This is a genomic window from Microlunatus aurantiacus, from assembly GCF_039536605.1.
GTDB lineage: Bacteria > Actinomycetota > Actinomycetes > Propionibacteriales > Propionibacteriaceae > Microlunatus > Microlunatus aurantiacus.
Genome location: NZ_BAAAYX010000003.1, coordinates 380,403 through 406,636, shown reverse-complemented (window position 1 = coordinate 406,636; position 26,234 = coordinate 380,403). Strand labels below are relative to the sequence as shown.

At 71.3% G+C, this 26,234-nt stretch carries 22 protein-coding genes; 17 read left to right on the top strand and 5 right to left on the bottom strand.

Annotated features, from left to right (window positions below):
• Positions 1-2 precede the first annotated feature (2 nt).
• The 4 genes from dapF to sthA are packed head-to-tail and all read left to right on the top strand — an operon-like array spanning position 3 to position 6,039.
• Positions 3-860 carry a diaminopimelate epimerase gene (gene dapF / locus ABD714_RS07455; protein ID WP_344811672.1) on the top strand — a complete coding sequence of 286 codons (858 nt, stop codon included), beginning with the start codon at positions 3-5 and terminating at the stop codon, positions 858-860.
• Positions 861-920: 60 nt separating this feature from the next.
• The gene (hflX, locus tag ABD714_RS07450; protein WP_344811671.1) at positions 921-2,420 is read left to right on the top strand and encodes a GTPase HflX; all 1,500 of its coding nucleotides are present in this window, start codon (positions 921-923) and stop codon (positions 2,418-2,420) included.
• Positions 2,421-2,434: 14 nt separating this feature from the next.
• Complete coding sequence (locus ABD714_RS07445; protein ID WP_344811670.1) at positions 2,435-4,537, top strand: ATP-dependent DNA helicase; 2,103 nt, start codon at positions 2,435-2,437, stop codon at positions 4,535-4,537.
• A gap of 56 nt (positions 4,538-4,593) precedes the next feature.
• Positions 4,594-6,039: a Si-specific NAD(P)(+) transhydrogenase gene (gene sthA, locus ABD714_RS07440; RefSeq protein ID WP_344811669.1), complete on the top strand. Its 1,446-nt coding sequence runs from the start codon at positions 4,594-4,596 to the stop codon at positions 6,037-6,039.
• Between the two features lie 15 nt (positions 6,040-6,054).
• Here the strand turns inward: sthA and lexA are convergent, their stop codons facing one another.
• A complete protein-coding gene (lexA, locus tag ABD714_RS07435) occupies positions 6,055-6,867 on the bottom strand; it encodes a transcriptional repressor LexA (protein ID WP_344811668.1) in 813 nt (270 codons plus the stop codon).
• Positions 6,868-7,155: 288 nt separating this feature from the next.
• On the opposite strand from lexA, the gene ABD714_RS07430 reads away from it, so the two are divergent.
• Positions 7,156-7,593, top strand: a complete 438-nt coding sequence (locus tag ABD714_RS07430) for a hypothetical protein (protein WP_344811667.1) — start codon at positions 7,156-7,158, stop codon at positions 7,591-7,593.
• Positions 7,594-7,653: 60 nt separating this feature from the next.
• Here ABD714_RS07430 and ABD714_RS07425 read toward each other — a convergent pair whose 3' ends face one another.
• Positions 7,654-8,520 (bottom strand): SDR family oxidoreductase, encoded by an 867-nt coding sequence (locus ABD714_RS07425; RefSeq protein WP_344811666.1) that lies wholly within the window; start codon positions 8,518-8,520, stop codon positions 7,654-7,656.
• Positions 8,517-9,146 carry an RDD family protein gene (locus ABD714_RS07420; RefSeq protein WP_344811665.1) on the bottom strand — a complete coding sequence of 210 codons (630 nt, stop codon included), beginning with the start codon at positions 9,144-9,146 and terminating at the stop codon, positions 8,517-8,519. Before ABD714_RS07420 ends, ABD714_RS07425 begins: the two co-directional genes overlap by 4 nt.
• A gap of 85 nt (positions 9,147-9,231) precedes the next feature.
• On the opposite strand from ABD714_RS07420, the gene ABD714_RS07415 reads away from it, so the two are divergent.
• From ABD714_RS07415 to ABD714_RS07405, 3 genes are all read left to right on the top strand, one after another.
• Positions 9,232-9,657, top strand: a complete 426-nt coding sequence (locus tag ABD714_RS07415) for a DUF2752 domain-containing protein (RefSeq protein WP_344811664.1) — start codon at positions 9,232-9,234, stop codon at positions 9,655-9,657.
• A 484-nt stretch (positions 9,658-10,141) separates the two neighbouring features.
• Entirely contained in the window at positions 10,142-10,690 is a 549-nt protein-coding gene (nrdR, locus tag ABD714_RS07410; protein WP_344811663.1) for a transcriptional regulator NrdR, read from the top strand.
• Positions 10,691-10,826: 136 nt separating this feature from the next.
• Positions 10,827-13,703 carry a vitamin B12-dependent ribonucleotide reductase gene (locus ABD714_RS07405; protein WP_344811662.1) on the top strand — a complete coding sequence of 959 codons (2,877 nt, stop codon included), beginning with the start codon at positions 10,827-10,829 and terminating at the stop codon, positions 13,701-13,703.
• Positions 13,704-13,785: 82 nt separating this feature from the next.
• On the opposite strand, the gene ABD714_RS07400 is transcribed toward ABD714_RS07405, so the two are convergent.
• On the bottom strand, positions 13,786-14,139 hold the full coding sequence (locus ABD714_RS07400; RefSeq protein WP_344811661.1) for a VOC family protein: 354 nt from the start codon (positions 14,137-14,139) through the stop codon (positions 13,786-13,788).
• Positions 14,140-14,226: 87 nt separating this feature from the next.
• On the opposite strand from ABD714_RS07400, the gene ABD714_RS07395 reads away from it, so the two are divergent.
• Positions 14,227-14,676, top strand: a complete 450-nt coding sequence (locus tag ABD714_RS07395; protein ID WP_344811660.1) for a nitroreductase family deazaflavin-dependent oxidoreductase — start codon at positions 14,227-14,229, stop codon at positions 14,674-14,676.
• On the opposite strand, the gene ABD714_RS07390 is transcribed toward ABD714_RS07395, so the two are convergent.
• Positions 14,673-15,857 (bottom strand): PrsW family intramembrane metalloprotease, encoded by a 1,185-nt coding sequence (locus tag ABD714_RS07390; protein ID WP_344811659.1) that lies wholly within the window; start codon positions 15,855-15,857, stop codon positions 14,673-14,675. The genes ABD714_RS07395 and ABD714_RS07390 overlap by 4 nt on opposite strands.
• Positions 15,858-16,005: 148 nt before the next feature.
• Here ABD714_RS07390 and ABD714_RS07385 point away from each other — a divergent pair, with 148 nt between their 5' ends.
• The 8 genes from ABD714_RS07385 (at position 16,006) to hrpA (ending at position 26,223) form a co-directional block, all read left to right on the top strand.
• Positions 16,006-16,956, top strand: a complete 951-nt coding sequence (locus tag ABD714_RS07385) for an AEC family transporter (protein WP_344811658.1) — start codon at positions 16,006-16,008, stop codon at positions 16,954-16,956.
• Positions 16,957-17,107: 151 nt separating this feature from the next.
• A complete protein-coding gene (locus tag ABD714_RS07380) occupies positions 17,108-18,091 on the top strand; it encodes a T3SS (YopN, CesT) and YbjN peptide-binding chaperone 1 (protein ID WP_344811657.1) in 984 nt (327 codons plus the stop codon).
• Between the two features lie 100 nt (positions 18,092-18,191).
• A complete protein-coding gene (locus ABD714_RS07375; RefSeq protein ID WP_344811656.1) occupies positions 18,192-18,599 on the top strand; it encodes a pyridoxamine 5'-phosphate oxidase family protein in 408 nt (135 codons plus the stop codon).
• Entirely contained in the window at positions 18,596-19,249 is a 654-nt protein-coding gene (locus ABD714_RS07370) for a response regulator (protein ID WP_344811655.1), read from the top strand. Before ABD714_RS07375 ends, ABD714_RS07370 begins: the two co-directional genes overlap by 4 nt.
• Before the next feature lie 133 nt (positions 19,250-19,382).
• On the top strand, positions 19,383-19,931 hold the full coding sequence (locus ABD714_RS07365) for a hypothetical protein (protein WP_344811654.1): 549 nt from the start codon (positions 19,383-19,385) through the stop codon (positions 19,929-19,931).
• A 124-nt stretch (positions 19,932-20,055) separates the two neighbouring features.
• Complete coding sequence (locus ABD714_RS07360) at positions 20,056-21,675, top strand: GAF domain-containing sensor histidine kinase (protein WP_344811653.1); 1,620 nt, start codon at positions 20,056-20,058, stop codon at positions 21,673-21,675.
• A 136-nt stretch (positions 21,676-21,811) separates the two neighbouring features.
• Positions 21,812-22,243 (top strand): pyridoxamine 5'-phosphate oxidase family protein, encoded by a 432-nt coding sequence (locus ABD714_RS07355; protein ID WP_344811652.1) that lies wholly within the window; start codon positions 21,812-21,814, stop codon positions 22,241-22,243.
• 77 nt (positions 22,244-22,320) lie between these two features.
• Positions 22,321-26,223 (top strand): ATP-dependent RNA helicase HrpA, encoded by a 3,903-nt coding sequence (hrpA, locus tag ABD714_RS07350; protein WP_344811651.1) that lies wholly within the window; start codon positions 22,321-22,323, stop codon positions 26,221-26,223.
• The last annotated feature ends 11 nt before the right edge of the window (positions 26,224-26,234 follow it).

Sequence of the window (26,234 nt, the reverse complement as noted above, 5' to 3'; positions counted from 1 at the left end):
CTGTGCACAGCCGGACGTTCGCGAAGGGCCACGGGACGGAGAACGACTTCGTCCTGCTGGTGGACCGCGACGCCCGAGAGTCGTTGACCGACGACCAGGTCCGCTGGATCTGCGACCGGCGGGCCGGCATCGGCGCCGACGGGATCCTGCGGGCCGTCGCCGGGCGTCACATCCCGGAGTGGTCGGGTGATCCGGACAGCTGGTTCATGGACTACCGCAACGCCGACGGCTCGATCGCGGAGATGTGCGGCAACGGCGTCCGGGTGTTCGTCCGCCATCTGGTCGACGAGGGCCTGGTCGTCGGACCGACGGTGCCGGTCGGCACCCGGGCCGGACTGCGGATGACCGAGGTGCTGCCCGACGGCCGGATCCGGGTGGAGATGGGTCCGGCGCGGGTCGCCCTCGAGGACGTCCGGGTGCTGACCGCCGACCACCGGGACCTGGTCGCCGTCCCGGTCGACGTCGGCAACCCGCACGCCGTCAGCTTCGTCTCCGACCCCTCAGCCATCGACCTGCGGGACGCTCCGACCTGGTACCCGGCGGAGGCGTTCCCCGCCGGGGTCAACGCCGAGTTCGTCAGCTCCCGTGGCCCGCGGCACCTGGAGATGCGCGTCTTCGAGCGTGGGTCGGGGGAGACCCGCTCCTGCGGCACCGGCACGGTGGCCGCGGCCGCGGCCTGGCACCACCGTCACCACGACGGAGCCGTCGAACGCGCCCCCGCTGCGGGCGCCGTCGTCTACCGGGTCGACGTCCCCGGAGGAACCGTCGAGGTGGAGCTGGGGGAGCGGACCTACCTCACCGGGCCGGCCGTCATCGTGGCCCGGGGTGAGCTCCTCGTCCCGGCCGGACTCGACGCGTAGCCACCGACGCGGAGCAAACGGCTCGCGACTGTTGGTGCTACGTGCGATTCTTGACCCACGATGAGTGTGCCTGAATCCGAGTACGTGCCCACCTCCGCGCCGGACGCCGATGACGACTGGACGGCGGACCCCGCCGACGAGCGGTCCGCGGCCCGGGAGCACGAGCACCCCGACCGCGCCGACTACGACGGCCAGCAGCTGGACCGCGAGGAGCGGCAGTCGCTGCGCCGGGTGGCCGGCATGTCGACCGAGCTCACCGACATCACCGAAGTGGAGTACAGGCGGCTCCTGCTGGAGCGTGTGGTGCTGGTCAGCGTCTGGACCACCGGCAGCGAGGTGGACGCCGAGAACGCCATGGCCGAGCTCAAGCTGCTCGCGGAGACGGCCGGCTCGGAGGTGCTCGAAGGCCTGGTGCAGCGCCGGCAGCGTCCCGATCCCGCCACCTACATCGGTCGCGGCAAGGTCGAGGAGCTCCGGGAGATCGTGGTCGCCACAGGCGCCGACACCGTCATCTGCGACGGTGAGCTGGCCCCGGCGCAGCTGCGCAACCTGGAGGACAAGGTCAAGGTCAAGGTCATCGACCGGACCTCGCTGATCCTCGACATCTTCGCCTCGCACGCCAAGAGCGCCGAGGGTCAGGCCCAGGTCGAGCTGGCTCAGCTGCAGTACCTGAAGCAGCGACTGCGCGGCTGGGGCGGCAACCTGTCCCGGCAGGCCGGTGGTCGCGCGAGCGGCGGCGCCGGCATCGGCGGTCGCGGACCCGGTGAGACCAAACTGGAGACCGATCGCCGCCGGATCCACCGCCGGATCGCCAAGCTGCGCGCCACCTTGCGCGAGCTCGACGGCAACCGTCAGCTCAAGCGGGCCGAGCGTCGGCGTCACCAGGTGCCGTCGGTGGCCATCGTCGGCTACACCAACGCCGGCAAGTCGAGCGTGCTGAACCGCTTGACCGGGGCCGGTGTGCTCGTCGAGGACGCCCTGTTCGCCACCCTGGACCCGACCACCCGACGGACGCAGACCGCCGACGGACGGGTCTTCACCCTGACCGACACGGTCGGCTTCGTCCGCCACCTGCCGCACGACCTGGTCGAGGCGTTCGCCTCCACCCTGGAGGAGTCGGCCCAGGCGGATCTGCTGGTCCACGTCGTCGACGTCTCCGATCCCGATCCGGTCGGTCAGATCCGGGCGGTGCGGGGCGTGCTGGCCGACATCGGCGCCGGCGACCTGCCCGAGCTGGTGGTGCTGAACAAGTGCGACCAGGCGAGCGCCGAGGCGATCGCCACCCTGCGGACCGCCGCTCCCGGCGCCGTCGTCACCTCGGCCCGCACGGGCGAGGGGATCGAGGAGCTCCGCGCGGTCGTGGAGTCGCGACTGCCGCGGCCCGAGCGCGAGGTGCGGGTGCTGCTGCCGTACGAGCGGGGCGACCTGGTCAACCGGATCCACACCAGTGGCGAGCTGCTCAGCCTCGAGCACACCGAGCACGGCTCGCTGGTGACGGCGCGGGTCCACCCGGACCTGGCGGGCGAGCTGGCGCCGTACGAGCTCGCCGCCTCCAGCTGAGCGCAGCCTCGTCGATGACCGCGCCCGAGACCGGCGCCGCCACGGCTGCGTCCGGAGCCGCGACCACGTCCGGAGCCGGCGGCCGACCGACGGCGGCCGAGCAGACCGCCGCCGTGCTGGCCGCTGCCGTCGCGGAGATCGGTGGCCACGAGCGTCCCGGTCAGCTGGAGCTGGCCGCAGCGGTGGGCGACGCGTTCGACACCGGGGTCCACCTGCTGGCCCAGGCCGGGACCGGCACCGGCAAGTCGCTCGGCTACCTGGCCCCGACCCTGGTCCGACTCGCCCGCGGTGATCTCGACCGGGTGGTCGTGACCACGGCGACGCTCGCGCTGCAGGGCCAGCTGGCGGGCAAGGACATCCCCCACGCCCTGGACGCCGTCGAGGCCGTCACCGGCCGCCGGCCGCGGCACGCGATCCTCAAGGGACGCACCAACTACGCCTGCCTGCTCAAGGTGCGCGACGGTTCCGACGACCAGGCCGCCCTGATCCCGGCTTCGGAGCTGGTGGCGTCGTTGCAGGAGTCGCCCCGTGCGGCACCGGAGTCCGCGCTCGGTGCCGAGGTGCTGGCGCTGCGGGAGTGGGCCGAGGAGCAGGTGGACGCCGGTGCCCTCGCCGACCGCGACGACGCCCCCAGCCACACCGACCGCGGCTGGCAGCAGGTCTCCATCCCCGTTCGGGAGTGCCTGGGCACCCAGCGCTGCCCGCAGGGCGGGTCGTGCTTCGTGGAGAAGTCCCGGGAGGTGGCCCGGGCGGCCGAGCTCGTGGTCACCAACCACGCGCTGCTCGCCATCGACGCCATGCACGGCGGGACGGCCCTGCCCGAGCACCAGGCCGTGGTGATCGACGAGGCCCATGAGCTGACGGCCCGGGTGACCGGCGCGGCCTCGGCCGAGCTGAGTCCCGGCATCGTCGACCGGGTCGGCCGGCGGGCCCTGGGCTGGTTGGACGACGACGACCTGGCCACGGAGCTGCTGACGTCGGCGGACACGCTCAAGGACGCCCTGGAGGAGACCCCGCTGGAGCGGGTGGAGGACGCGAACCTCCCCGTGGTCGCCGCCTTCGAGGCCATCCGGTCGGTGACCCGGAGGGTGGTGACCGCCCTGGGCAGCGGCACCGACAAGAACGAGCCCGAGTGCCGGCAGGCGGCGGCCGCGGTCAAGGAGGTGTTCGACGTCGCCGAACGGATGGCGGCTCTGAGCGAGCACGACGTGGTCTGGGTGGCCGATCGCGAGCGGAGCGGCCGCGAGGCGCGGGTCGCACCGCTGACCGTGGCCGGGCTGATGCGGTCCCGGGTCTTCGGCGAGCACACCACGGTGCTCACCTCGGCCACGCTGAAGCTGGGTGGGGACTTCACCGGAGTGGCTGCGTCGGTCGGGTTGCGCGAGGACGAGCGCGTCCGGGACACCGCGGCGGCGCCGCCGCGCACCGAGGACGACGAGCGCCAGCCGTGGCTCGGCATCGACGTCGGCTCGCCGTTCTCGTACGAGAAGCAGGGCATCCTCTACCTCGCCCGGCGGATGCCGCAGCCGGGTCGAGACGGGATCAGCGAGGCCGTGCTGGAGGAGGTCGCCGAGCTGGTCTGGGCCGCCGGTGGCCGCACGTTGGGGTTGTTCTCCTCCCGCCGAGCAGCCGAGACCGCCGCCGTGCACGTCCGCAAGCAGCTGCCCAAGCTGAAGATCCTCTGCCAGGGGGACGCCCAGCTGTCGGAGCTGACCCGACGCTTCGTGGCCGAGGAGGAGTCCTCGCTGTTCGGGACGCTGTCGCTCTGGCAGGGCATCGACGTGCCGGGATCCACCTGCCGGCTGGTCATCATCGACCGGATCCCGTTCCCCCGACCGGACGAGCCGCTCACCGTGGCCCGCCAGCGGGCCGTCGCCGAGGCGGGCGGCAACGGGTTCATGGCGGTGGCCGCCAGCCACGCGGCGCTGCTGCTGGCCCAGGGGTCCGGACGGCTGATCCGACGGGTGAGCGACCGCGGGGTGGTCGCCGTCCTCGACCCGCGCCTGGTCACGGCCCGCTACGGCTCGTACCTGCGCTCCTCGATGCCGCCGATGTGGACCACGAGCGACCGGGAGACCGCGATCGGCGCGCTCCGGCGGCTGGACGAGACCGACTGACGAGCCGATCCGCCCCGGTGGTGGCGGCTGTAACACACGTGTGTGAGGCTCCCGGTATGGAGCACTCCTACGATTTCGACCTCGCGGTGATCGGCTCGGGCCCGGGCGGTCAGAAGGCGGCCATCATGGCGGCGAAGCTCGGCAAGCGGGTCTGTGTCATCGACGGGAAGCAGATGGTCGGCGGCGTCTGCGTCAACACCGGCACGATCCCGTCCAAGACGCTGCGCGAGGCCGTCCTCTACCTGACCGGGATGCAGCAGCGCGACATGTACGGCGCCAGCTACCGGGTCAAGAACGAGATCACCATCAGTGACCTGCTGAGCCGGCTCCAGCACGTGATCGGCCGCGAGATCGAGGTGATCCGCAACCAGCTGCTGCGCAACCACATCGAGCTGATGGCCGGCAGCGCGTCCTTCCTGGACCCCCACACCCTGTCGATCGACGGCGACGACCTGTCGACCATGCGGACGCTGACCGCCGCCAAGATCGTCGTGGCCACCGGCACCACGCCGGCCCGTCCGAAGTCCATCGACTTCGACGGCGTACGGGTGCTGGACTCCGACCAGATCCTGACCCTGGAGAGGGTGCCCGACTCGTTGGTGGTCGTCGGGGCCGGCGTCATCGGCGCCGAGTACGCGTCCATCTTCGCCGCCCTCGGCACCCGGGTCACCCTGGTCGAGAAGCGCGCCCAGATGCTCGACTTCTGCGACCAGGAGATCGTGGAGTCGTTGAAGTTCCACCTGCGTGACCTGTCCATGTCCTTCCGCTTCGGTGAGGAGGTGGCCTCGGTGGAGAGCTCCGGCCACGGGACGGTGACCACGCTCGCCTCGGGCAAGCGGATCGCCGCCGAGGTGGTGATGTACTCCGCCGGACGGCAGGGCAACACGGACGCGCTCGACCTGGGGATGGCGGGACTCGAGGCCGACGACCGCGGCCGGTTGGTGGTCGACGACACGTACGCGACAGCAGTTCCCCACATCTACGCGGTCGGCGACGTGATCGGCTTCCCGGCGCTGGCCGCGACCTCCATGGACCAGGGGCGGCTGGCGGCCGCGTACGCGTTCGGCGAGACCGTCAACGAGCTGCACCACCTGCAGCCCATCGGCATCTACTCCATCCCCGAGATCTCCTACTGCGGCCGCAGCGAGGTCGAGCTCACCAAGGACGCGGTCCCGTTCGAGGTCGGGATCTCCCGCTACCGCGAGCTGGCCCGCGGACAGATCATCGGCGACTCGTACGGGATGCTGAAGCTGATCGTGCACGCCGACACCCGGGAGATCCTCGGGGTGCACGTGTTCGGGACCAACGCCACCGAGCTGGTGCACATCGGACAGGCGGTGATGGGCTGCGGCGGCACCGTCGACTACCTGGTCAACACGGTCTTCAACTACCCGACGCTCTCGGAGGCCTACAAGGTCGCCGCGCTCGACGTGGCCAACAAGCTCCGAGCCGTCGCCCGCTTCACGAACCAGATGACGACCAACGAGCCCAGCTTGTTGTGAGGGCGGTCGCCGGCGCTACAGCCGGCGCAGGACCGCCACGACCTTGCCCAGGATCGACGCGTGGTTGCCGTCGATCGGGTCGTACGCAGGGTTGTGCGGCATCAGCCAGACCTGGTCGTCGGTGCGCTTGAAGGTCTTGACCGTGGCCTCGTCGTTCAGCAGGGCGGCCACGATGTCGCCGTTGATCGCCGTGGGCTGCTGACGCACGACCACCCAGTCCCCGTCGCAGATGGCGGCGTCGATCATGGAGTCGCCCCGGACCTCGAGCAGGAACACGGTGCCCTCGCCGACGAGCTGACGTGGGAGGGCGAACACGTCCTCCACCCGCTCCTCGGCCAGGATCGGACCGCCGGCCGCGATCCGCCCGATCACCGGCACGTGCACCGGCTCCGGGTAGGCGTCGTTGATGCCCGTCTCGTCGACCTCGACCTCGACCTCGGCCCGGGTGGGCGACAGCGGCCGCACCCTGGCCGCGTCGTTCGCCCCGGGAAGCAGGACCTCCAGCGCCCGTGGGCGGTTCGGGTCTCGACGCAGGAAGCCCTTGCCCTCCAGCACCTTCAGCTGGTGGGCGACGCTGGACGAGGACGCCAGCCCGACCGCGTCGCCCATCTCCCGGATGCTCGGCGGGTAGCCACGGGTCTCGACCGTCTCCTTGATCATCTCCAGGATCCGACGCTGCCGCAGCGTGAGGCCGTCGACACCGGCCGGGCCGTCGGGCAGCGTCGACACCTGACCCGTCTCGCCCAGCTGGGCGGCGACCTCGCTCGCTCGCGGGCGACCGCGCTTGCGCTGCGGCGTGGGGGGCTGCTCGTCCTTCGTGTTCGCCATGAGCAGCACTCTAGGGAAGGTCCGGCAGCCAATCAAACATCTGTTCGAGCGTGTCGTGACCGGGCTGCGGCGTCGCTGTGTCCGTGACCCCGGGCCCCCCGGACGACTGTCAGACCCTCCTGGTCGACTCTCACACCGGCCCGGGGGCGCGACGAACCAGAAGTGTCAGTGGCGGCGGGCAGGATCACGACCGAGAAGTTTTTCGAAAAGCCTTGCCAATCTCCTGAGGGCCGGGTAAGAATTCAAACAGGCGTTCTATCGAATGTCCGTTCGAGGTAGGAGGAAGCAATGACCCAGCTCCTGGTGGACCGGACCATGGTCGACGGGTGCGGCGAGATCGCACCGGCGGCCGTGCCGGCGACCCCGGCACCGCGGGCGCGACGCACTCCTGCTCGACAGCAGCCGGGACGCCAGGTGCGTCCGGGCCGGTCCCGGCGTGGATCGGGTCGCTCGTCCGTGCCGACCCTCCGGCCGGCAGCCTTCTGGGTGGCGCCGGACTCGGCGCGGCGTTCCGGAGCTGTCCGCTCCTGCACGCCTGCGGCGCCAGTGCTGGCCGAGGTCGCGGTCTCCCGCCCGACCTGGCGGTTGACCGATCGCGGTGTGGCGGTGGTCCTGGTGGTGGGGCTGATGATCATGGTCGCTGCGCTCACCGTGGTCGGTCTGACGGCGATGTCGGTGACCGGTGAAGGCCACCAGGTGAGCGTGTCCGCGGGTCTGCCCCGCTGAGGCCTGGTTCGTGCCGGGTTCGAGCCGGCCGCGATCGACCGGCCGGGATCGACCGGCCGCTCAGGGCGCGTCGCGCGGAGCCAGGTGTGCCCAGCAGCCGGGGTCGGTCCGGAGCACGTCGCGCAGTGACTGCGGGCTCCGTCCGGTGACCTGTTCGACCGTGTCGCTGACGGTCGCCACCTCGCCGTTGGCGATGGCCTGGTAGGAGCTGACCCAGCCTGTCACCTCGAAGTCGGGGGCGCCGTAGCCGCGGCGCGAGGCGTAGGCCTCGTCCTCGGACTCGGGGATGTAGCGCACCTCTCGACCGCTCACCGAGCTCAGCTCCGCGGCGACCTCGGTGAGTGTGAGTGCGGCGGGTCCCGTCACGTCCAGGGTCGCCCCCTGCCACCGCGCCTCCACCAGCACCCGGGCGGCGACGGCGGCCACGTCGTCATGGCTGACGGCCGCCACGGCGCCGTCCCCGGCGGGCCCGCGGATGACGCCGTCGTCGCCGGCCAGTCCCGCCAGAGCGCTGAGGTAGAGCGAGTCGCGCAGGAAGACGTGGTCCAGTCCGCTGCTCGCGATCAGCTGCTCGGTGTGGAAGTGGTCCCGGGCGAAGGTGAACGTGGCCTCGGGTGCCGCGCCCTGGAAGGAGAGGTAGACGATCTTTCGCACCCCGGCGTCGCCGGCGGCTTCGACCATCGCCCGGTGCTCGCCGACCCGGTCGGGGGACTCCCGCCCGCTGACCAGCAGCATCGTGTCGCAGCCACGGAGCCCGGCCCGGGCCCCGTCGCCGTCGGTGTAACCGGCGAAGACCGCGACCTCGGCGCCCAGCTGCGGCGCCCGCGTCGCGTCACGCACGAGCAGTCGAAGAGGTTGGTCCTGCTCGGCCAGCAGCCGGGCCACCCGGGAGCCGATGGCACCTGTGGCGCCGGTGAGAGCGATCATGACCCAGCACCGTACGGGTGGTGGCCGGGCGCGTGGTCGTCGGGCCGGCCGGACGCTGGTCCGGGGTCGACCGTTCGCGGGTGGTCGATCACCACCGTGGTCATCAGCAGGTCGGCGAAGGTCTGCCGCTTCGCGTGCCACAACGGCCAGAGGTAGCCGACGTACGCGATGCCGTCCAGGAGGTGGAGGAGATCGCGCAGGAACGCGTTCGCCGCACCCAGCGGCTGTCCGTTCACCTCGGCGACGAGGGCGGTCTGCAGCACCCGCTTGCCCAGTGACTGACCGGTGCGTCCCGCGGTGCGCCAGCGGTTCCACCACAGCCAGCCGAGAGCGGGCAGCAGGAGCACGAGCCCGCCGACCATCCACAGCAGCGCGGGCCGCAGCTGGTCGGTGAGCGGGGCCTGCGCCAGCGGCACGGAGCCGCGGGTGGTCAGCTGCCCGACGCCGACGTAGAAGAGCCAGTACCCGATCCAGAACGGGACGGCGGCCAGAGAGAGGGGTGCGACGTCGATCACGAACGCACCCACGCGGCGGCCCCAGTGCGCGTACGGGTAGACCGGCACCGGTGGCACCCAGGCCGGTGGCGCCGGCGCCGGCGCTGGAGACGGCTGCTGGTAGCTGCTCATGGCGGCTCCTCTTCTGGCAACCCGCGCGAGTGTAGGCCAGGCCCGGAGACCCCCGGACAGAACCGGCACCGGGCACAATGGCCGGGTGTCCACCGTCCGAGCCAGTGAGCGACGCCCGTTCCAGGCGGTCGGCGGGTTGAGGTGGCTGGCCGGCTACGCCGCCTTCGGGCTCGGCATCGCCACGCTGTACGCGACCACCGGCGTCGGCTTCCCGTGCCCCTTCCGAGCACTGACCGGCTGGGAGTGCCCGTTCTGTGGCGGCACCCGACTGGGCGCGGCGCTGTTGCACGGCGAGGTCGGTGCCGCCTTCGCGTTCAACCCGGTGGTCTTCATCAGTCTCGTGCTCGGCGTGGTCGTCGGCGCGGTGTGGGTCGTCGAGGCCCTCGGCGGGCCCCGGGTCCGCCCCCCGGCGACCTGGTCGAAGAACGCTCGCCGGGTCCGCCCGGCGACCTGGTGGGTGTGGGCGGGTGCGGCGGCGGCGCTCTACGTGGTGCTGCGCAACCTGCTCTGACTTCGCACACGCGCACTCGCGCAGTGGAGCAGCGAGTGACGACAACCCCGTGGCGAGCGCCCGCGCAGCGGAGCGCTCGGTTCTGACTGGACCGAGGAGTCGCGAACACGCTTTTCGTTCGCGGTGACGAGGGAAGTCAGAGCCCTTCGGCGCGTAGTGGAGCAGCGAGAGACGAACACCCCCCGTCGCGAGCGACCGCGCAGCGGAGCGCCCGGTTCTGACTGGACTGAGGAGTCGCGAACACGCTTTTCGTTCGCGGTGACGAGGGAAGTCAGAACCATTCGGCGCGCAGTGGAGCAGCGAGTGACGAACACACTGTCAGACCCCTTGCGCATACTGGATCTCAGTCGTACGGTATCTACATCTAGTAGTTACACCCGTGTGTTTCGTCCACAGTTAGTGGTCAGTTACCCACAGCGATCCACAGCCCCACCCACAAGCTATCCCCAGATCTGTCCCCAGGTCGTCCGCGAGAGGAGTCGAGATGCACTGCCCGTACTGTCGGCACACCGACTCCAAGGTGCTCGACTCCCGCGTGGCCGACGAGGGCGCGAGCATCCGCCGGCGGCGCCAGTGCCCCGCGTGCGAGCGACGTTTCACCACCACCGAGCAGATGCAGCTCGTCGTGGTCAAGCGCAGCGGGGTCGTCGAGCCGTTCAACCGCGACAAGGCGGTGTCCGGGGTCCGGAAGGCCTGCAAGGGCCGCCCGGTCACCGAGGACCAACTCGCTCGGCTGGGTCAGCTGGTGGAGGACTCGATCCGTGCCTCGGGTCAGCCGGAGATCCCGGCCGACGAGGTGGGGGTCGCCATCCTGGGCCCGCTCCGCGACCTCGATCAGGTGGCCTACCTGCGGTTCGCGAGCGTCTACCGGCAGTACGACTCGGTCGACGACTTCGAGGCCGAGATCGCGCTGCTCCGCGCGGAGTCGGAGCCCCTCGGCATCGAGCCCCTCGTCCCGGACCGGGTTGGTGACAGCCGGGTGAGCACCTTCGTCCCCCACAAGCGGAGTCCGGGTCGGGTCACCCCGCCCTGACCTCGCACCACCCGAGAGCCGGTTTCCCCTCAGCCGCTCTCACACCCCCATGACCCCGGGACGGGGTCCGCGCAGCAGGGGAAGGCTCGCGCGGACCTCGTCCCGGCTCCAGCAGGACATGTCAGAAAGGCAGTCAATGACCGAGACCACCCGCGCCACCAACGGCCGCTCCGATAAGCGGAACGGCCGGGCCCGCAGCAGCGCGCTGCGGCTCGCACCCGTGTTCAGCACGCCCGGCGTCCATCCGTACGACGAGGTGACCTGGGAGCGGCGCGACGTCGTCCAGACCAACTGGAAGACCGGCGAGGTGGTCTTCGAGCAGAAGGCCGTCGAGTTCCCGAGCACCTGGAGCGTCAACGCCTCCACGATCGTCACCACCAAGTACTTCCGCGGCGCCCTGGGCTCCGACGTCCGGGAGACCAGCCTGCGCCAGCTCATCGACCGGGTGGTGAAGACCTACCGCAAGGCCGGCGAGGACTTCGACTACTTCGTCGACGGTGACACCGCTGAGGTCTTCGAGCACGAGCTCACCTGGATGCTGCTGCACCAGTACTTCTCGTTCAACTCGCCGGTGTGGTTCAACGTGGGCACCAAGTCGCCGCAGCAGGTCAGCGCCTGCTTCATCCTGAGCGTCGACGACTCGATGGACTCCATCCTGAACTGGTACAAGGAGGAGGGCTTCATCTTCAAGGGCGGCTCCGGCGCCGGCCTGAACCTCTCCCGGATCCGCTCGTCCAAGGAGCTGCTCAGCTCCGGCGGCACCGCGTCCGGTCCGGTCTCCTTCATGCGCGGCGCCGACGCGAGCGCCGGGACGATCAAGTCCGGTGGTGCCACCCGCCGCGCCGCCAAGATGGTCGTCCTCGACGTCGACCACCCCGACATCGAGGAGTTCGTCGAGACCAAGGCCCGCGAGGAGAACAAGATCCGCGCGCTGCGCGACGCCGGCTTCGACATGGACCTGGGTGGTCGCGACATCACCTCGGTGCAGTACCAGAACGCCAACAACTCGGTCCGGGTCAGCGACACCTTCATGCGGGCGGTGGAGGACGAGTCGACCTTCGACCTGCGGGCCCGCAACGACAACCGGGTCGTCGAGACGGTCCAGGCGCGCGAGCTGTTCGACAAGATCGCCCAGGCGGCCTGGGCCTGCGCCGATCCCGGCATCCAGTACGACGACACGATCAACGACTGGCACACGAACCCCGAGACCGGCCGGATCACCGCGTCCAACCCGTGCTCGGAGTACATGTCGCTGGACAACAGCTCCTGCAACCTGGCCAGCCTGAACCTGCTGAAGTTCCTGCGCGACGACGACTCCTTCGACGCCGAGCGGTTCGAGCAGGCCGTCGAGCTGATCATCACCGCGATGGACATCTCGATCTGCTTCGCCGACTTCCCGACCGAGTCGATCGGTCAGACCACCCGCGACTACCGCCAGCTGGGCATCGGCTACGCCAACCTCGGCGCCCTGCTGATGGCCACCGGCCACGGGTACGACTCCGACGGCGGTCGGGCCTTCGCCGCGGCGATCACCTCGCTGATGACCGGTGTCTCGTACCGGCGCTCGGCCGAGCTGGCCGCCATCGTCGGTCCGTACGCCGGCTACGCCCGCAACGCCGACGCCCACAAGCGGGTGATGCGCAAGCACCAAGCCGCCAACGACTCGCTGCGGGTCTTCGGCAGTCTGGACGCCGACGTGCACAAGCGGGCCACCGCCGCCTGGGACGGTGTGGTCAAGCTCGGCGAGACCAACGGCTACCGCAACGCGCAGGCCAGCGTGCTCGCCCCGACCGGCACCATCGGCTTCATGATGGACTGCGACACCACCGGCATCGAGCCCGACTTCTCCCTGGTGAAGTTCAAGAAGCTCGTCGGCGGCGGGTCCATGCAGATCGTCAACCAGACCATCCCGCGGGCACTGAAGAAGCTCGGCTACACCTCGGAGACCTCCGAGGCGATCGTCGAGTACATCGCCGAGAACGGGCACGTGATCGACGCGCCCGGACTGCGGCCGGAGCACTACGAGGTGTTCGACACCGCGATGGGCAAGCGGGCCATCAAGCCGATGGGCCACGTGCGGATGATGGCGGCGGCGCAGCCGTTCCTGTCCGGTGCCATCTCCAAGACGGTCAACCTGCCGGAGACCGCCACGGTCGCCGAGATCGCCGACGTGTACCTGCAGGGCTGGAAGCTCGGCCTCAAGGCGCTCGCGGTCTACCGCGACAACTGCAAGGTCGGCCAGCCGCTCAGCGACGGCAAGGCGGAGAAGAACGCCGACGCGGTCGAGGTCGAGCCCACGGTGATCGAGAAGGTCGTCTACCAGCCGACCCGGAAGCGCCTGCCCAAGTCGCGACCGAGCCGGACCACGTCGTTCTCGGTCGGCGGCGCGGAGGGGTACATGACCTCCGGCTCCTACCCCGACGACGGTCTGGGCGAGGTGTTCCTCAAGCTGGGCAAGCAGGGATCGACCCTGGCCGGCGTGATGGACGCCTTCTCGATCGCGACCTCGATCGGTCTGCAGTACGGCGTCCCGCTGGAGACGTACGTGCAGAAGTTCACCAACCTGAAGTTCGAGCCGGCCGGTCTGACCGACGACCCGGACATCCGGATGGCGCAGTCGATCATGGACTACATCTTCCGCCGGCTGGCGCTGGACTACCTGACCTTCGACGAGCGGGCCGAGCTCGGCATCTACACCGCGTCCGAGCGGGCCCGTCAGGTCGAGACCGGTTCCTACCTCGCGGAGGAGGTCGAGGAGATCGAGTCGGAGTCGCTGAAGAACGACGCCGGCGACCAGGTCGACACCGACACCGGTGCAAGCTCGCCGGCGGCCGTCGCCAAGGCCGGGGTGGCACCTGCTCCGGCCGGCGCCCGGACCACCTCGGAGCTGTTCGAGGCCTTGACCGGGACCAGCGTCGACGCACCTCTGTGCCTCACCTGCGGCACGAAGATGCGGCCGAGTGGCAGCTGCTACGTCTGCGAGGGCTGCGGCTCCACCAGCGGCTGCAGCTGATCAGCTGACCGACGAACGGCCCCGAGGCTCTGGCCTCGGGGCCGTTCCCCGTTCTGGGCGCCGTCCCTGGGCGCAGCCTCGGTCAGGCGTGGTGCTGGACGATGTTGAGCACGTTGCCGTCCGGAGCGCGGAGGAAGAAGCGACGCACGCCCCAGGGCTCGGTCGTCAGCGGGTGCACGATCTCGTAGCCCGCCTGCTGGGCGGCGGCGTACGCCTCGTCGACGTCGTCGACCTTGACCGAGATCACCGGGTTCTCGGGGGCGGAGGCGTCGCGGCTGACGACCTGGAGATGCGCCCCGGTCTCGGGCGAGGTGAAGCGGGCCACCCAGCCGAGGTTGAACTCCTCGGTGGTCAGGCCGAGGTAGTCGGTGTAGAACTGTCGAGCCGCATCGACGTCGTCCACCCGCAGGTCGGCGATGATGTCCACCACACGCATGCGGCTCTCCTTCGTCAGCGGTTCGTTCGTTCAGGATCGCACTGGACCACGTGCCAGGTCCGCCGGGCCCGCGCCTACGATCGGGTCATGCCGTTGACAGGTGAGTACGAGCCCAGCCCCGAGCAGTGGGTACGCGAGCAGGTCGAGACCTACGAGCGGACCGGTGGTCGCGAGGCGAACACGCTGAGGGACACCGGCTTGCCGGTGGCGTTGTTCACCACCCGCGGCGCCAAGTCCGGCAAGCTGCGCAAGACCCCGCTGATGCGGGTGGAGCACGAGGGCGCGTACGCGTTGGTCGCCTCCAAGGGCGGCGCACCGCAGCATCCGCAGTGGTATCGCAACCTGCAGGCCGACCCGACCGCGCTGATGGTGCAGGACGGGCCGGAGCCGTTCGACGCGGTGGCGCGGGAGCTGTCCGGCGCCGAGCGCGACGAGTGGTGGGAGCGGGCCGTGGCCGCCTTCCCGCCCTACGCCGAGTACCAGGTGAAGACCGACCGGCTCATCCCGGTGCTGCTGGCCGAGCGCGTCGCCGACTAGCGTCCGGACCCGAGCGGGCCCAGGGTCGGGAGGGGTCCGGACGGCTCGACCGGGAACGCGTACGGCCGCAGGATCTGCGTCCGGACGATGAGGTCACCGACCTGGCGGGCCACCTTCTCCTCCGGTGGCCCCGGTGAGCGGAGCACGCCGTCGTGCAGGAAGGCCAGCGCGGTCAGGTCGTTGCTGTAGGTCTCCATCAGCTGCTCGGCCGGCCGGCCACCTCGCCGACGTGCCGCCCGCCGGGCCTCCCGTCGCGCGGCCAGGCTGCCGGCCAGGGCCACGTCGCCGGGGCTGACCCAGCCCCGGGCGACGGCGTCGGTGAGTGCGCGCTGAACGACCACGCCCTCCTGCTGACGGGCCCGCGTGGCGAGGACGACCAGCACGGCGAGCGCCGGCAGCATCACCACCAGGTAGGCGATCAGGAAGCCCCGGCCCTCGGCGACCATGGTGCTGCCGTTCCAGGTGGCGTGCAGCAGCACGGCGACCAGGTAGCCGAGCAACGGCGCCAGGATCCGGGCCTCCCGCGAGCGGGCCGTCACCGCCACCCCGAGACCGACGCCGATCGCGGCGGTGAAGAGCGGGTGGGCGAACGGGCTGAACAGACCGCGCACGATCGCGAGGGCGGCCAGCTCGGTCGGTCCGCCGTCGGTGAGGGCGCTCGAGTAGTAGAGGACGTCCTCGGTGAACGCGAAGCCGATCCCGGCCAACCCGGCGTAGACGACGCCGTCCACCACCCCGTGCAGCTGGCCGCGGCGCAGCCAGACGATCAGCACCAGGAACAGCCCCTTGGCCAGCTCCTCGGTCAGCGGCGCGATCACCACGGCGAGCCAGAAGTCGGACCGGGTGAAGGCGGCGATCACGAACTGCGCCGCGGCGGCGATCAGCACCGCTGCGCTGCCGCCCCAGATGAGCGCCGCCCAGCGGTACCGGCTCGGCTCCGGCTCCCAGCGGTCCAGCCAGAAGAAGAACCAGATCAGCAGCGGGAACGACGCCGCGGCGATCAGGGTCGAGATCAGCAACGGGACCGGGTCGCCGGCCAGCAGGAGCAACACGGCCACCAGCAGCAGAGCGAGGCCGAGGCCCACCATCGCGACGACTGTCAGCCGGGAACGCCGCCGGCGCGGCTGCAGGACGGCCGCCACGTTCGGGTCGGCCGCCCAGGGGACGACGGTGCCGGACAAGCGCGCCTCCTCGGTGACGGACGACCGGGGCGCCCGGCCGCTGGATGACGTCACTCTAGGGGGTCGAGCTCGGTGAGATGGGCCGGCCGGGACCGGGCCGTCCGGCGATGATGGGCGGCACAGCGACCGCGGACAGACGACGACGGAGGTGGAGCGACCGGTGCTCGGAGTGCTCGCCGGGTTCGTCACCATCGGTGCCGTGATCGGGCTCGGAGCGCTGCTCGCCCAGTGGCGCATCCTCGACGTCGAAGCGCAGAAGATGCTGTCCCGGCTCGCGTTCTTCGTGGCCAGCCCGGCGCTGGTGGTGACGGTGCTCGCCGACACCGACGTGAGCCAGATCTTCTCCGCCAACCTGGTCGCCTCGATCGGCAGCGTGGTGGTGGCCGCCCTGGTCTGGGTGCTGCTGGCCCGCCTCGCCTTCCGGCGCTCGGTCAGTGAGACGGTGATCGGGGCCTTCGGCTCGGCCTACGTGAACGCCGGCAACCTGGGGCTGCCGATCGCCGCGTACGCCCTGGGCAACGCCTCCCTGGTGGTGCCCATGCTGCTCACCCAGATGCTGATCCTGCAGCCGGCCGGTCTGATGGCGCTCGACCTGGCCACGGCCAAGGTGAAGGACCTCTCGCGGGGCGCATGGCTCTGGTACATGCTGACCCGCCCGTTCCGCAACCCGCTGACCGTGGGGTCCTTGGTGGGTCTGCTGCTGTCGGTCACGGGGGTGTCGATCCCGCCGCTGATCGGTGACCCGCTGCACCTGGTGGCCAACATGGCGGTGCCGGGGATGCTGCTGGCGTACGGGGTCTCGCTCCGTCTCGGGCCCAAGCCGGCCGCGGGGGCCGAGAGCCTGCCCGTGGCCACGGTCGCCGTCCTGAAGATCGTGGTGCAGCCGCTGGTCGCCTTCCTGATCGCCCGTTACGCGATGGGCCTCGCACCCGCCGATGTCTTCGCCGTGACGGTGATCGCCGCGCTGCCGACCGCCCAGAACGTGTTCACCGTGGCGGTCCGCTACGGCACCGGCGTGGTGCTGGCCCGGGACTCCATCTTCATCACCACCATCCTGGCCGTGCCCGCCCTGGTCCTGATCGCCGCGCTGCTGACCTGATCGCCGCGCTGCTGACCTGATCGCCGCGCTGCTGACCTGATCGCCGCGCTGGTGACCTGCGCTCACCCCGCTCGGTCGGCGGTGGGCGACGCTGGGTAGGTTCGACGGCGGAGCGACATCCGTCACCGGACGACCGGCAGGAGGGCAGCAGATGGCCGAGATCGACGACTTCGATCTCGATCGGAGCACGGCCCAGGCCTGGTCTGAGTTCTCGGTCCGGCTGGCCGAGGTGATCTCGATGATCGACGAGTCCGCCGACCTGACCATCCGCTCCTTCTCGGCCGGTGACGAGCCGCCGTTCGTCCGGCTCTCCAGCCCCGAGCGGCTGGCCATCCGGGCCGAGGCCGCCGGCAACGGTTCCCTGGGCGCGAGCTACCAGCTCTCCGACAGCCAGCAAGCGGCCCTGCTCGCGGCGGGTTGGCGGGCGCCCGACGAGACCTGTCCGAACTTCAGCAGCGACCACTCCCAGGACGCCGCCGAGGAGATCGCCGAGCTGGTCGTCGGCGCGCTGCGTGACGTCTACGGGGTGCAGCACCCGGTCTTCCTGGACCCCGACCAGCTGGCCGAGATCCTGCGCACCGAGCCGTCGGTGATCGAGGGCCCCGACGGCGCCACCACGGTGTCGAGCGGGACCCTGCTGGACGGCGACGCGGGCGGTGGCGGATCCGGTCTGGAACGGGTGCCGGCCGGCCGGGGAGTGACGATGACCGCTGTCCTGCCCGCCGACCGCGACCACCTCGAGGCCCTGGTGGAGACCGAGCTGACCGCGTCGCTCGGTCACCCGCCGATCCGGGACGAGGAGGGTGACATCGTCATCCGGGTCGGCTCGACGCTGCTGTTCCTGCGGACGGCAGCCGACGCCCAGGACGTGGTGCTGTTCTCCGCCGTGGTGCACGACGTCGACGGTCGCTCCCGGGCGACCGAGGTGCTGAACGACCTCAACGTGGAGGCGCGCTGGGTCAAGTTCCAGCTCGTCCGCGACCGCGTCTTCGTCCTCACCAGCGTCCCCGCCCGCCCGTTCGTGCCGGCGCACCTGCACCAGGCCGTTCGGGTGATGTCCGACGTCGCCGACGGGGTGGACGACGAGCTGGCCGCCAAGCTCGGCGGGCGGACCACCTTCGGTGGCGAGCTGTGAGTCCGCGGCTTCCGGGACCAACGACCCTGCCGACACCGGGATCGGCGCGGCAGGATCGATGAGCGGCCGGCTCTCCCGCCCGCGCCCGTCAGGAGGATCCATGTCCAACCACCAGCGCTTCACGGCGCTGCCGTCGACCGAGTGCCTCGCACTGCTGCACGACCACACCATCGGTCGGGTCGGCTGGACCTCGGCAGACGGCCAGCAGATCCTGCCGGTCACCTACGCGGTGCGGGACGGGGTGATCATCTTCCGGACGTCGCCGTACGGGGCTCTGGCCGAGCTGCGCAAGCCGCGCCAGGTGGCGTTCGAGGTGGACGAGTTCGACGTACGGACCCGTACGGGTTGGAGCGTGCTGGTGCAGGGGGCTGCGGCAGCGGCCGCCCATCCCGACGAGCTGGAGGGACGCTGGCTGCAGGACGAGCCGATCCCGTGGGCGACCGGGGTCAGGAACCTGTTCGTCGTGATCACCCCCGAGCACGTGTCCGGCCGGACGCTGACCGCGTGAGCGCCCCGGAACAGGGTCCCCGCACCCGGATCTTCCTGCTCGACGACCACGAGATCGTCCGCCACGGCCTGCGGGACCTGTTCGAGTCCGAGCCGGACCTGGAGGTGGTGGGGGAGAGCGGGTCGGCGAAGGAGGCCGAGCGGATCATCCCCGCGCTGCGCCCCGACGTGGCCGTGCTGGACGCCCGGCTGCCGGACGGCAGCGGCATCGACGTGTGTCGGGCCATCCGCTCCCGTGACCCCGCCATCCGGGGCCTGATCCTCACCTCCTACGACGACGACGAGGCGCTCTTCGCCGCGATCATGGCGGGTGCGTCGGGCTACGTGCTCAAGCAGATCCGCAGCACCGACCTCGTCGACGCCGTCCGACGGGTCGCCGCCGGACAGTCGCTGCTCGACCCGGCCGTCACGACACGGGTGCTCGACCGGCTGCGGCACGCCGACGACGCCCCGTCCGAGCTGGCCCAGCTGACGGAGCGGGAACGGGAGATCCTCGAGCTGATCGCCGAGGGCCTGACCAACCGGCAGATCGGCGAGCGTCTCTACCTGGCCGAGAAGACGGTCAAGAACTACGTGTCCAGCCTGCTGGCCAAGCTGGGCTTCGAACGACGTACGCAGGCCGCCGTGCTCGCGGCCAAGCTGCTCGGCTGACAGCCCGGGGGACCCGCCGGCTCGGGACCTTCGCCCCGGCGGAGGAGCGACCTGCGGCACTGCCGGCGCCGGTGTCCCGGGGCTTGGATGGAGGTATCGGCAGACAGCCGAGATCAGACCTCAGGAGTGCACGATGAGCAACATCACCCAGGAGCCCGTCACCACGGTCCCCACCGACACCGGCCGGCCGGTCGTCACCAGCTCGGCCGCCCGTCGGGTGCTGGCCGTGCTCCGCCTCATGTTCGGGTTCACCTTCCTGTGGGCCTTCTTCGACAAGACCTTCGGTCTGGGTTTCGCCACCCCGTCCGCCAAGGCCTGGATCAACGGCGGCAGCCCGACCAAGGGCTACCTCAGCGGCTCGGAGGGCCCGTTCTCCGGCTTCTACCACGCCATCGCGGGCAACGGTGTCGTCAACGTGCTCTTCATGCTCGGCCTGCTCGCCATCGGCGTGGCCCTGATCCTCGGCATCGGTCTGCGGATCGCCGCGGTGGCCGGCGGCCTGATGTACCTGATGATGTGGTCGGTCGTCCTGCCCCTGAGCACCAACCCGATCATCGACGACCACCTCACCGGTGCGGTGACCCTGGCCCTGTTCGCCCTCACCGGCGCCGGCGCCACCTGGGGTCTGGGTCGCTGGTGGGCGGGCCAGGAGGTCGTGGCCCGGAACCCCTGGCTGCGGTAGGTCCGAGACCAGCCGGGTGCGTGGGGGATCCGGTGGTGGAGCGGTGCGGTTCGGCGGTGACTACGCTGCCGACTGCACCGCTTCGCGGCGTCCGGACACCGACAGACTCGACCACGAAGGTGACATGAGCGACGGATCTCAGCAGCGTGACGTCGAGGCCGCGACGAGCGCCGCCGTCGACCGGTACGCCGACGCGCTGCTGGACGCGGTGCTGGGACTGGCCGGTGACCTGGAGCTGAAGGACCTGCTGGCCCGGATCGTGTCCCGGGCGCGCGAGCTGACCGGTGCCCGCTACGGCGCTCTCGGGGTGCTGCGGTCGGACTGGGCGAGCACCCCGGGGCCGCGCCTGGCCAGCTTCCACCAGGTCGGTCTCACCCCCGAGCAGGTCGAGCAGATCGGCCCGCTGCCGGAGGGCCACGGGATGCTGGGTCTGCTGGTCGAGGACCCACGGGTCCTGCGGCTCACCGATCTGGCCGCCCACCCGGCCTCGGTCGGGTTCCCCGCGCACCACCCGGCGATGGGCACGCTGCTGGGCGTCCCGGTCCGCGTCCGCGGCGAGGTGTTCGGCAACCTCTACCTGACCGAGAAACCCGGGGGGTTCACCCCAGTTGACCAGCGTCTGGTCGAGGGTCTGGCGGCCGCCGCCGGGGTGGCGGTCGAGAACGCTCGTCTGTTCGCGGAGGCGAAGTCCCGGCAGCGCTGGCTCGGGGCGGCCGCCGGGCTCGCACCGCAGCTGAGCGTCGACCTCCGGCGTGCCGCCGAGCTGGTCGCCGAGGGCGCGTTCGCCGCGGACGAGTGCCGGGGGGTCCTCGTCTCGTTGACCGAGGTCGACGGGCTGAAGGACGCGGGAGCCGAGGCAGCGGTCGGTGACCTCGATCCGCTCCTGGGCCGGTCGCTGCCGACCGCCCCCGCCCCCGTTCACCTGACCGGGGCCGAGCTGGCCGCGTACGGGGTCGAGGTCGGGCACCTGCTGGTGGTCACCTTCTCCGTGCACCACCGACCGCTCGGGCTGATCGCCCTGCACCGGGACACCCCCTACCGAGCTGACGAGCGCGAGGTGGTGGTCGCCTTCGCCAGCCACGTCTCCCTGGCCATCGACCACGCGCTCAACGAGCGCAACCGGCAGCGTCTGGCGGTCTACACCGACCGCGACCGGATCGCCCGGGACCTCCACGACCAGGTCATCCAGCGCATCTTCGCCGTCGGCCTGGGACTGCAGAGCACGCTGCGCCGGCTGGACGACCGGGAGCTCAACGACCGGGTGGTCGGCTACATCAACGCCCTCGACGCCACCATCGTCGACATCCGGACCACCATCTTCTCCCTGCAGCACGAGGAGACCGGTGAGGTGCGCAGCCTGCGCACCGAGCTGTTCGCGGTGGTCGCCGACCTGTCCGAGGTGCTCGGGTCCGATCCCCGGGTGACCCTGGTCGGGCCGCTCGACCAGAGGGTCCCCGAGGGGCTGCGCGCCGACGTCCTCGCCGTGGTCCGGGAGTCGCTGACCAACGTGGCCAAGCACGCCCGGGCGTCGCGCGTCGCCGTCCGGGTGACCGCCGACCCGTCAGCGCGCCGGCTCGAGATCCAGGTGGACGACAACGGGGTCGGCATCGGCGAGGACCGCCACGGCGGCCACGGTCTGCGCAACGCCGAGGTCCGTGCCGAGCGCGCCGGCGGGCGGACCCGGGTCGGGCTCCGGCCGGAGGGCGGGACCCGCTTCTCCTGGCAGGTGCCGCTGCCCGACTGACGACTGATCCGGCTGATCCGGCTGATCCGGCTGGGGACCTGACCGGGGGGACCATGGTCCGACGCTCCTGGGCACACCGACCCTGTCGTGCCGCCGTGGCGGAGACGAGACTGGAGACCCACCACGAGGAGAGACCATGACGACGCACGAGGACTACTGGCTGGCGATGTCGCGGGGAGCCAAGGTCGTCGAGCTCGACCGGGCGGAGTCCCTCGAGCTGCTCACGGGCAAGAAGGTCGGCCGGTTGGCCTTCCAGCACGAGGGCGCACCGATGATCATGCCGATGAACTTCGCCGTCACCGGAGAGCGCCTGGTCATCCGCACGCTGGCGTACGGCGCGGCGGCGCGTGCCGTCGGCAGCCCGGTGGCCTTCGAGGTCGACGACATCGACGACTTCCTCGAAGCCGGCTGGAGCGTGGTGGTCACCGGCACCGCGACGCTGCTCACCGAGGCGGAGCTGTCCCGGTTGCTCGAGGACGCCCCGCACCCGTGGGCGGAGGGCCCCCGCACCCTCTTCCTCGGCGTGCCGCTGGACCAGGTGACAGGGCGCCGGCTGCTGCCACGCTGACGTCGGACGCAGCGGGCCGGGTCGGGACGACCCGCACGCACGGGACGGGCCCGTCCGAGCGGACTAGCATGGTCGGAATGTCCGGACCCGAGCTGACCAGCGTCGACGTCCCCGGACTGGCGCACCCGATCACCTACGACCCGGCGCTGCCGATCAGCCTGTGGCGCGAGGAGATCGCCCGCACCATCGCCGACCACCAGGTGGTGGTCATCGCCGGCGAGACCGGCTCGGGCAAGACCACCCAGATCCCCAAGATCTGCCTGGAGCTGGGTCGTCGGAACATCGGTCACACCCAGCCGCGCCGGATCGCGGCCCGCAGCGTGGCCGAGCGGGTGGCCGAGGAGCTGCACTCCTCACTGGGAGACCTGATCGGCTACCAGGTCCGCTTCACCCGCAAGGCCTCGGCCGAGACCCGGGTCAAGATCATGACCGACGGGGTGCTGCTGGCCGAGATCGGCCATGATCGTGATCTTCGTCGCTACGACACGATCATCATCGACGAGGCGCACGAGCGCAGTCTCAACATCGACTTCCTGCTGGGCTACCTGAAGGTGCTGCTGCCCCGAAGGCCCGATCTCAAGATCATCATCACCTCCGCCACCATCGACACGGACCGCTTCGCCGCCCACTTCGCCGACGCCGACGGCACCAGCGCACCGATCATCGAGGTCTCCGGGCGGACGTACCCGGTCGAGGTGCGCTACCGCCCGATCCTGGCCGATGGGGAGGCCGACCAGGTCGGTGGCATCTGCGCGGCGATCACCGAGCTGAGCGCGGTGGGGGACGGTGACATCCTGGTGTTCTGCTCCGGCGAGCGGGAGATCCGCGATGCCGCTGACGCGATCACCGCGATGGACCTGCGTCGGACCGAGGTGCTGCCGCTCTACGCCCGTCTCTCCGCAGCGGAGCAGCACCGCGTGTTCAACACGCACACCGGCCGGCGGATCGTGCTGGCCACCAACGTGGCCGAGACCTCCCTGACCGTGCCCGGGATCCGGTACGTGGTGGATCCCGGCACCGCCCGCATCTCCCGCTACTCGGCCCGGACCAAGGTCCAGCGGCTGCCGATCGAGCCGATCTCGCAGGCCTCGGCCAACCAGCGCGCCGGGCGCTGCGGCCGGGTGGCGCCCGGGGTCTGCATCCGCCTGTACGACGAGGAGGACTTCGCCGCCCGGCCGGAGTTCACCGAGCCGGAGATCCTGCGCACCAACCTGGCCTCGGTGATCCTGCAGATGACCGCCGCCGACCTCGGCGCCATCGCGACCTTCCCCTTCGTGGAGGCGCCGGACGCCAGCCAGATCAACGACGGTCTGCGGCTGCTCGCTGAGCTCGGCGCGCTGTCCTCGGGGCTCGGGGAGCGCCCGCGGCTCACGGGCATCGGTCGCCGGCTGGCGCAGATCCCGGTGGACCCGCGGATGGGCCGGATGCTGCTGGCCGGGGAGCGGCTCGGCTGCCTGGCCGAGATCATGATCATCGTCGCCGGCATGTCCATCCAGGACCCGCGCGAACGACCGGTGGAGGAGCGCGACAAGGCCGAGGCCCTGCACCGTCGCTTCTGGGCGCCGATGGCCGGGGTCGACGAGACCACGGACGCCGACCAGGGGCCGGCCGGTGAGCAGGCCGACCGGAAGGCTGACCCCCCGGCCCCGGACGGCAGCGACTTCCAGGCGTGGCTGCGGCTGTGGGACTACCTCCGCAGCCAGCAGCGAGCCCTGTCCGGCAACGCGTTCCGCCGGATGTGCCGCCAGGAGCACCTGCACTTCCTGCGGATCCGGGAGTGGCAGGACCTGCATGCCCAGCTGCGCGACATCGCCCGCGACCTGAAGCTGCAGCGCAACACCGCCCCGGCCCCGATCGAGCGGGTGCACACAGCCATCCTCACCGGTCTGCTGTCCCAGGTGGGGCTCGCCGACGTCAAGGAGGAGCCCGCCAGGGGACAGCGGAAGCCTCGGGGTCGGGCGCCGTTGCGGGAGTACATCGGGGCCCGCGGCACCCGGTTCGCCATCAACCCGGGCTCGTCGCTGGCCCGGACCCAACCGCCGCTGGTGATGGCCGGCGAGATCGTGGAGACCACCCGGTTGTGGGCCCGTACGGTCGGTCCGGTGACCGCCGGGCAGGTGGAGGAGGTCGGCGCCCACGTGCTCAAGCGCACGTACGCCGAACCGCACTGGTCCACCCGGCAGGCCGCGGTGCTGGCCTCGGAGACGGTCAGCCTGTTCGGGGTGCCGATCGTCGCCGGCCGGCGGGTCCCGTACGCGCGGGTCAACCCGGTCGAGGCCCGCGAGATCTTCCTCCGGGCCGCCCTGGTCGAGGGGCAGTGGACGACCCGGCACCACTTCTTCGCCGACAACCAGCAGCTCCGGGCGGAGGCCGCCGAGCTCGAGGAGCGGACCCGTCGCCGGGACCTGGTGGTCGACGACCAGGTCATCTACGACTTCTACGACGCCCGGGTGCCCGCCGACATCACCTCCGGCGCGCACTTCGACCGCTGGTGGAAGACGACCCGGCACGAGCAGCCGGAGCTGCTCACCTTGACCATGGACGACCTGGTGGTCGCCGACCCCAGCGGGGGCGGGGCGGCGTTCCCGGACCACTGGACCGTGCGGTCGCCGCAGGGCGAGGAGCACGACCTGGAGGTGAGCTACCGGTTCTCCCCGGGCGATCCGCGGGACGGGGTCAGCGTGGAGATCCCGCTGGCCGTGCTGAACCAGCTGGACGAGACGCCGTTCTCCTGGCAGGTGCCCGGGATGCGGTCCGAGCTCGTCACCGAGATGATCCGGGCGCTGCCGAAGGCGGTCCGCAAGACGCTGGTGCCGGCGCCGGAGTACGCCGCCCGGGCGCTGCGCTGGCTGGCCGACCACCCGGCCGACGGGGGCACGCGCGAGGCGCTGCCCCAGGCGCTGGCGCGGGCGCTGCGGGGGCTGACCGGAGAGCGGGTCCACCCCGGAGACGTCGACCTGGAGCGGGTGCCCGCCCACCTGCGGGTGACGTTCGTGATCACCGGCGACCGCGGCGAGGTCGCGGTCGGCAAGGACCTCGCCGCCCTGGCCGAGGAGCTCGCGCCGAAGGTCCAGCAGACGCTCAGCCGGGCCGCGGCGGAGCACACGAGGGCCGGGGCGACCGACTGGGTGTTCGGCACCATCGAGGCCACCGTGCAGCTGACCCGGGCCGGGCACCGCGTCGTCGGCTACCCGGCGTTGGCCGACGAGGGCACGTCCGTCGGGCTGATGGTGGCCGAGAACGCCGAGCGGCAGCGGTCCAGCCACCGACGCGGGCTGCGCCGCCTCGTCCAGCTGCAGACCCCGGACCCGACGAAGTGGGTCGTCTCCCACCTCGGCAACACCGACAAGCTGTCGCTGGGGACCAGTCCGTACGCCGGTGTTCCGGCCCTGCTGGCCGACGCGCGACTGGCGTCGGTGGGTGAGCTGATCCGGCGGGCCGGCGGGGACCAGACCCGGGATGAGGCCACTTTTCGGCGGCTCTGCGACACCGTGCGCTCCGACAACGCCGACCAGATGCGGTCCATCGTGAACGTGGTGGCTCAGACGCTGACCCTGCGACAGCGCGCCCTCTCCCTGGTGCCCCGGGCGGCGGCGGTGGCCCCGGCGGCCGCCGAGGACGTGTCCGAGCAGCTCGGCAACCTGGTGTTCGCCGGGTTCGTGGCCGCCACCGGCTACGAGCACCTGGTCGACGTCCCGCGCTACGTGTCGGCCGCCGAGCAGCGCCTCACCGCCCTGATCGCCGCTCCCGCCCGCGACCAGCGGGCGGCCGAGGTGATCGGTCGCAGCGAGGACGCGTACGCCGCCGCCTGCGACCTCGCGCCGGCCGGTCCGCTGCCGGAGGACCTGGACGCGATCGGCTGGCTGCTCGAGGAGCTGCGGGTCAGCCTGTTCGCGCAGAACCTGCGGACGAAGGTGCCGGTGTCGGAGAAGCGGGTGACCACCGCCATCGCCGAGGTCCGTCGCCGTCTCGGCGGCTGAGCCCACCGGGT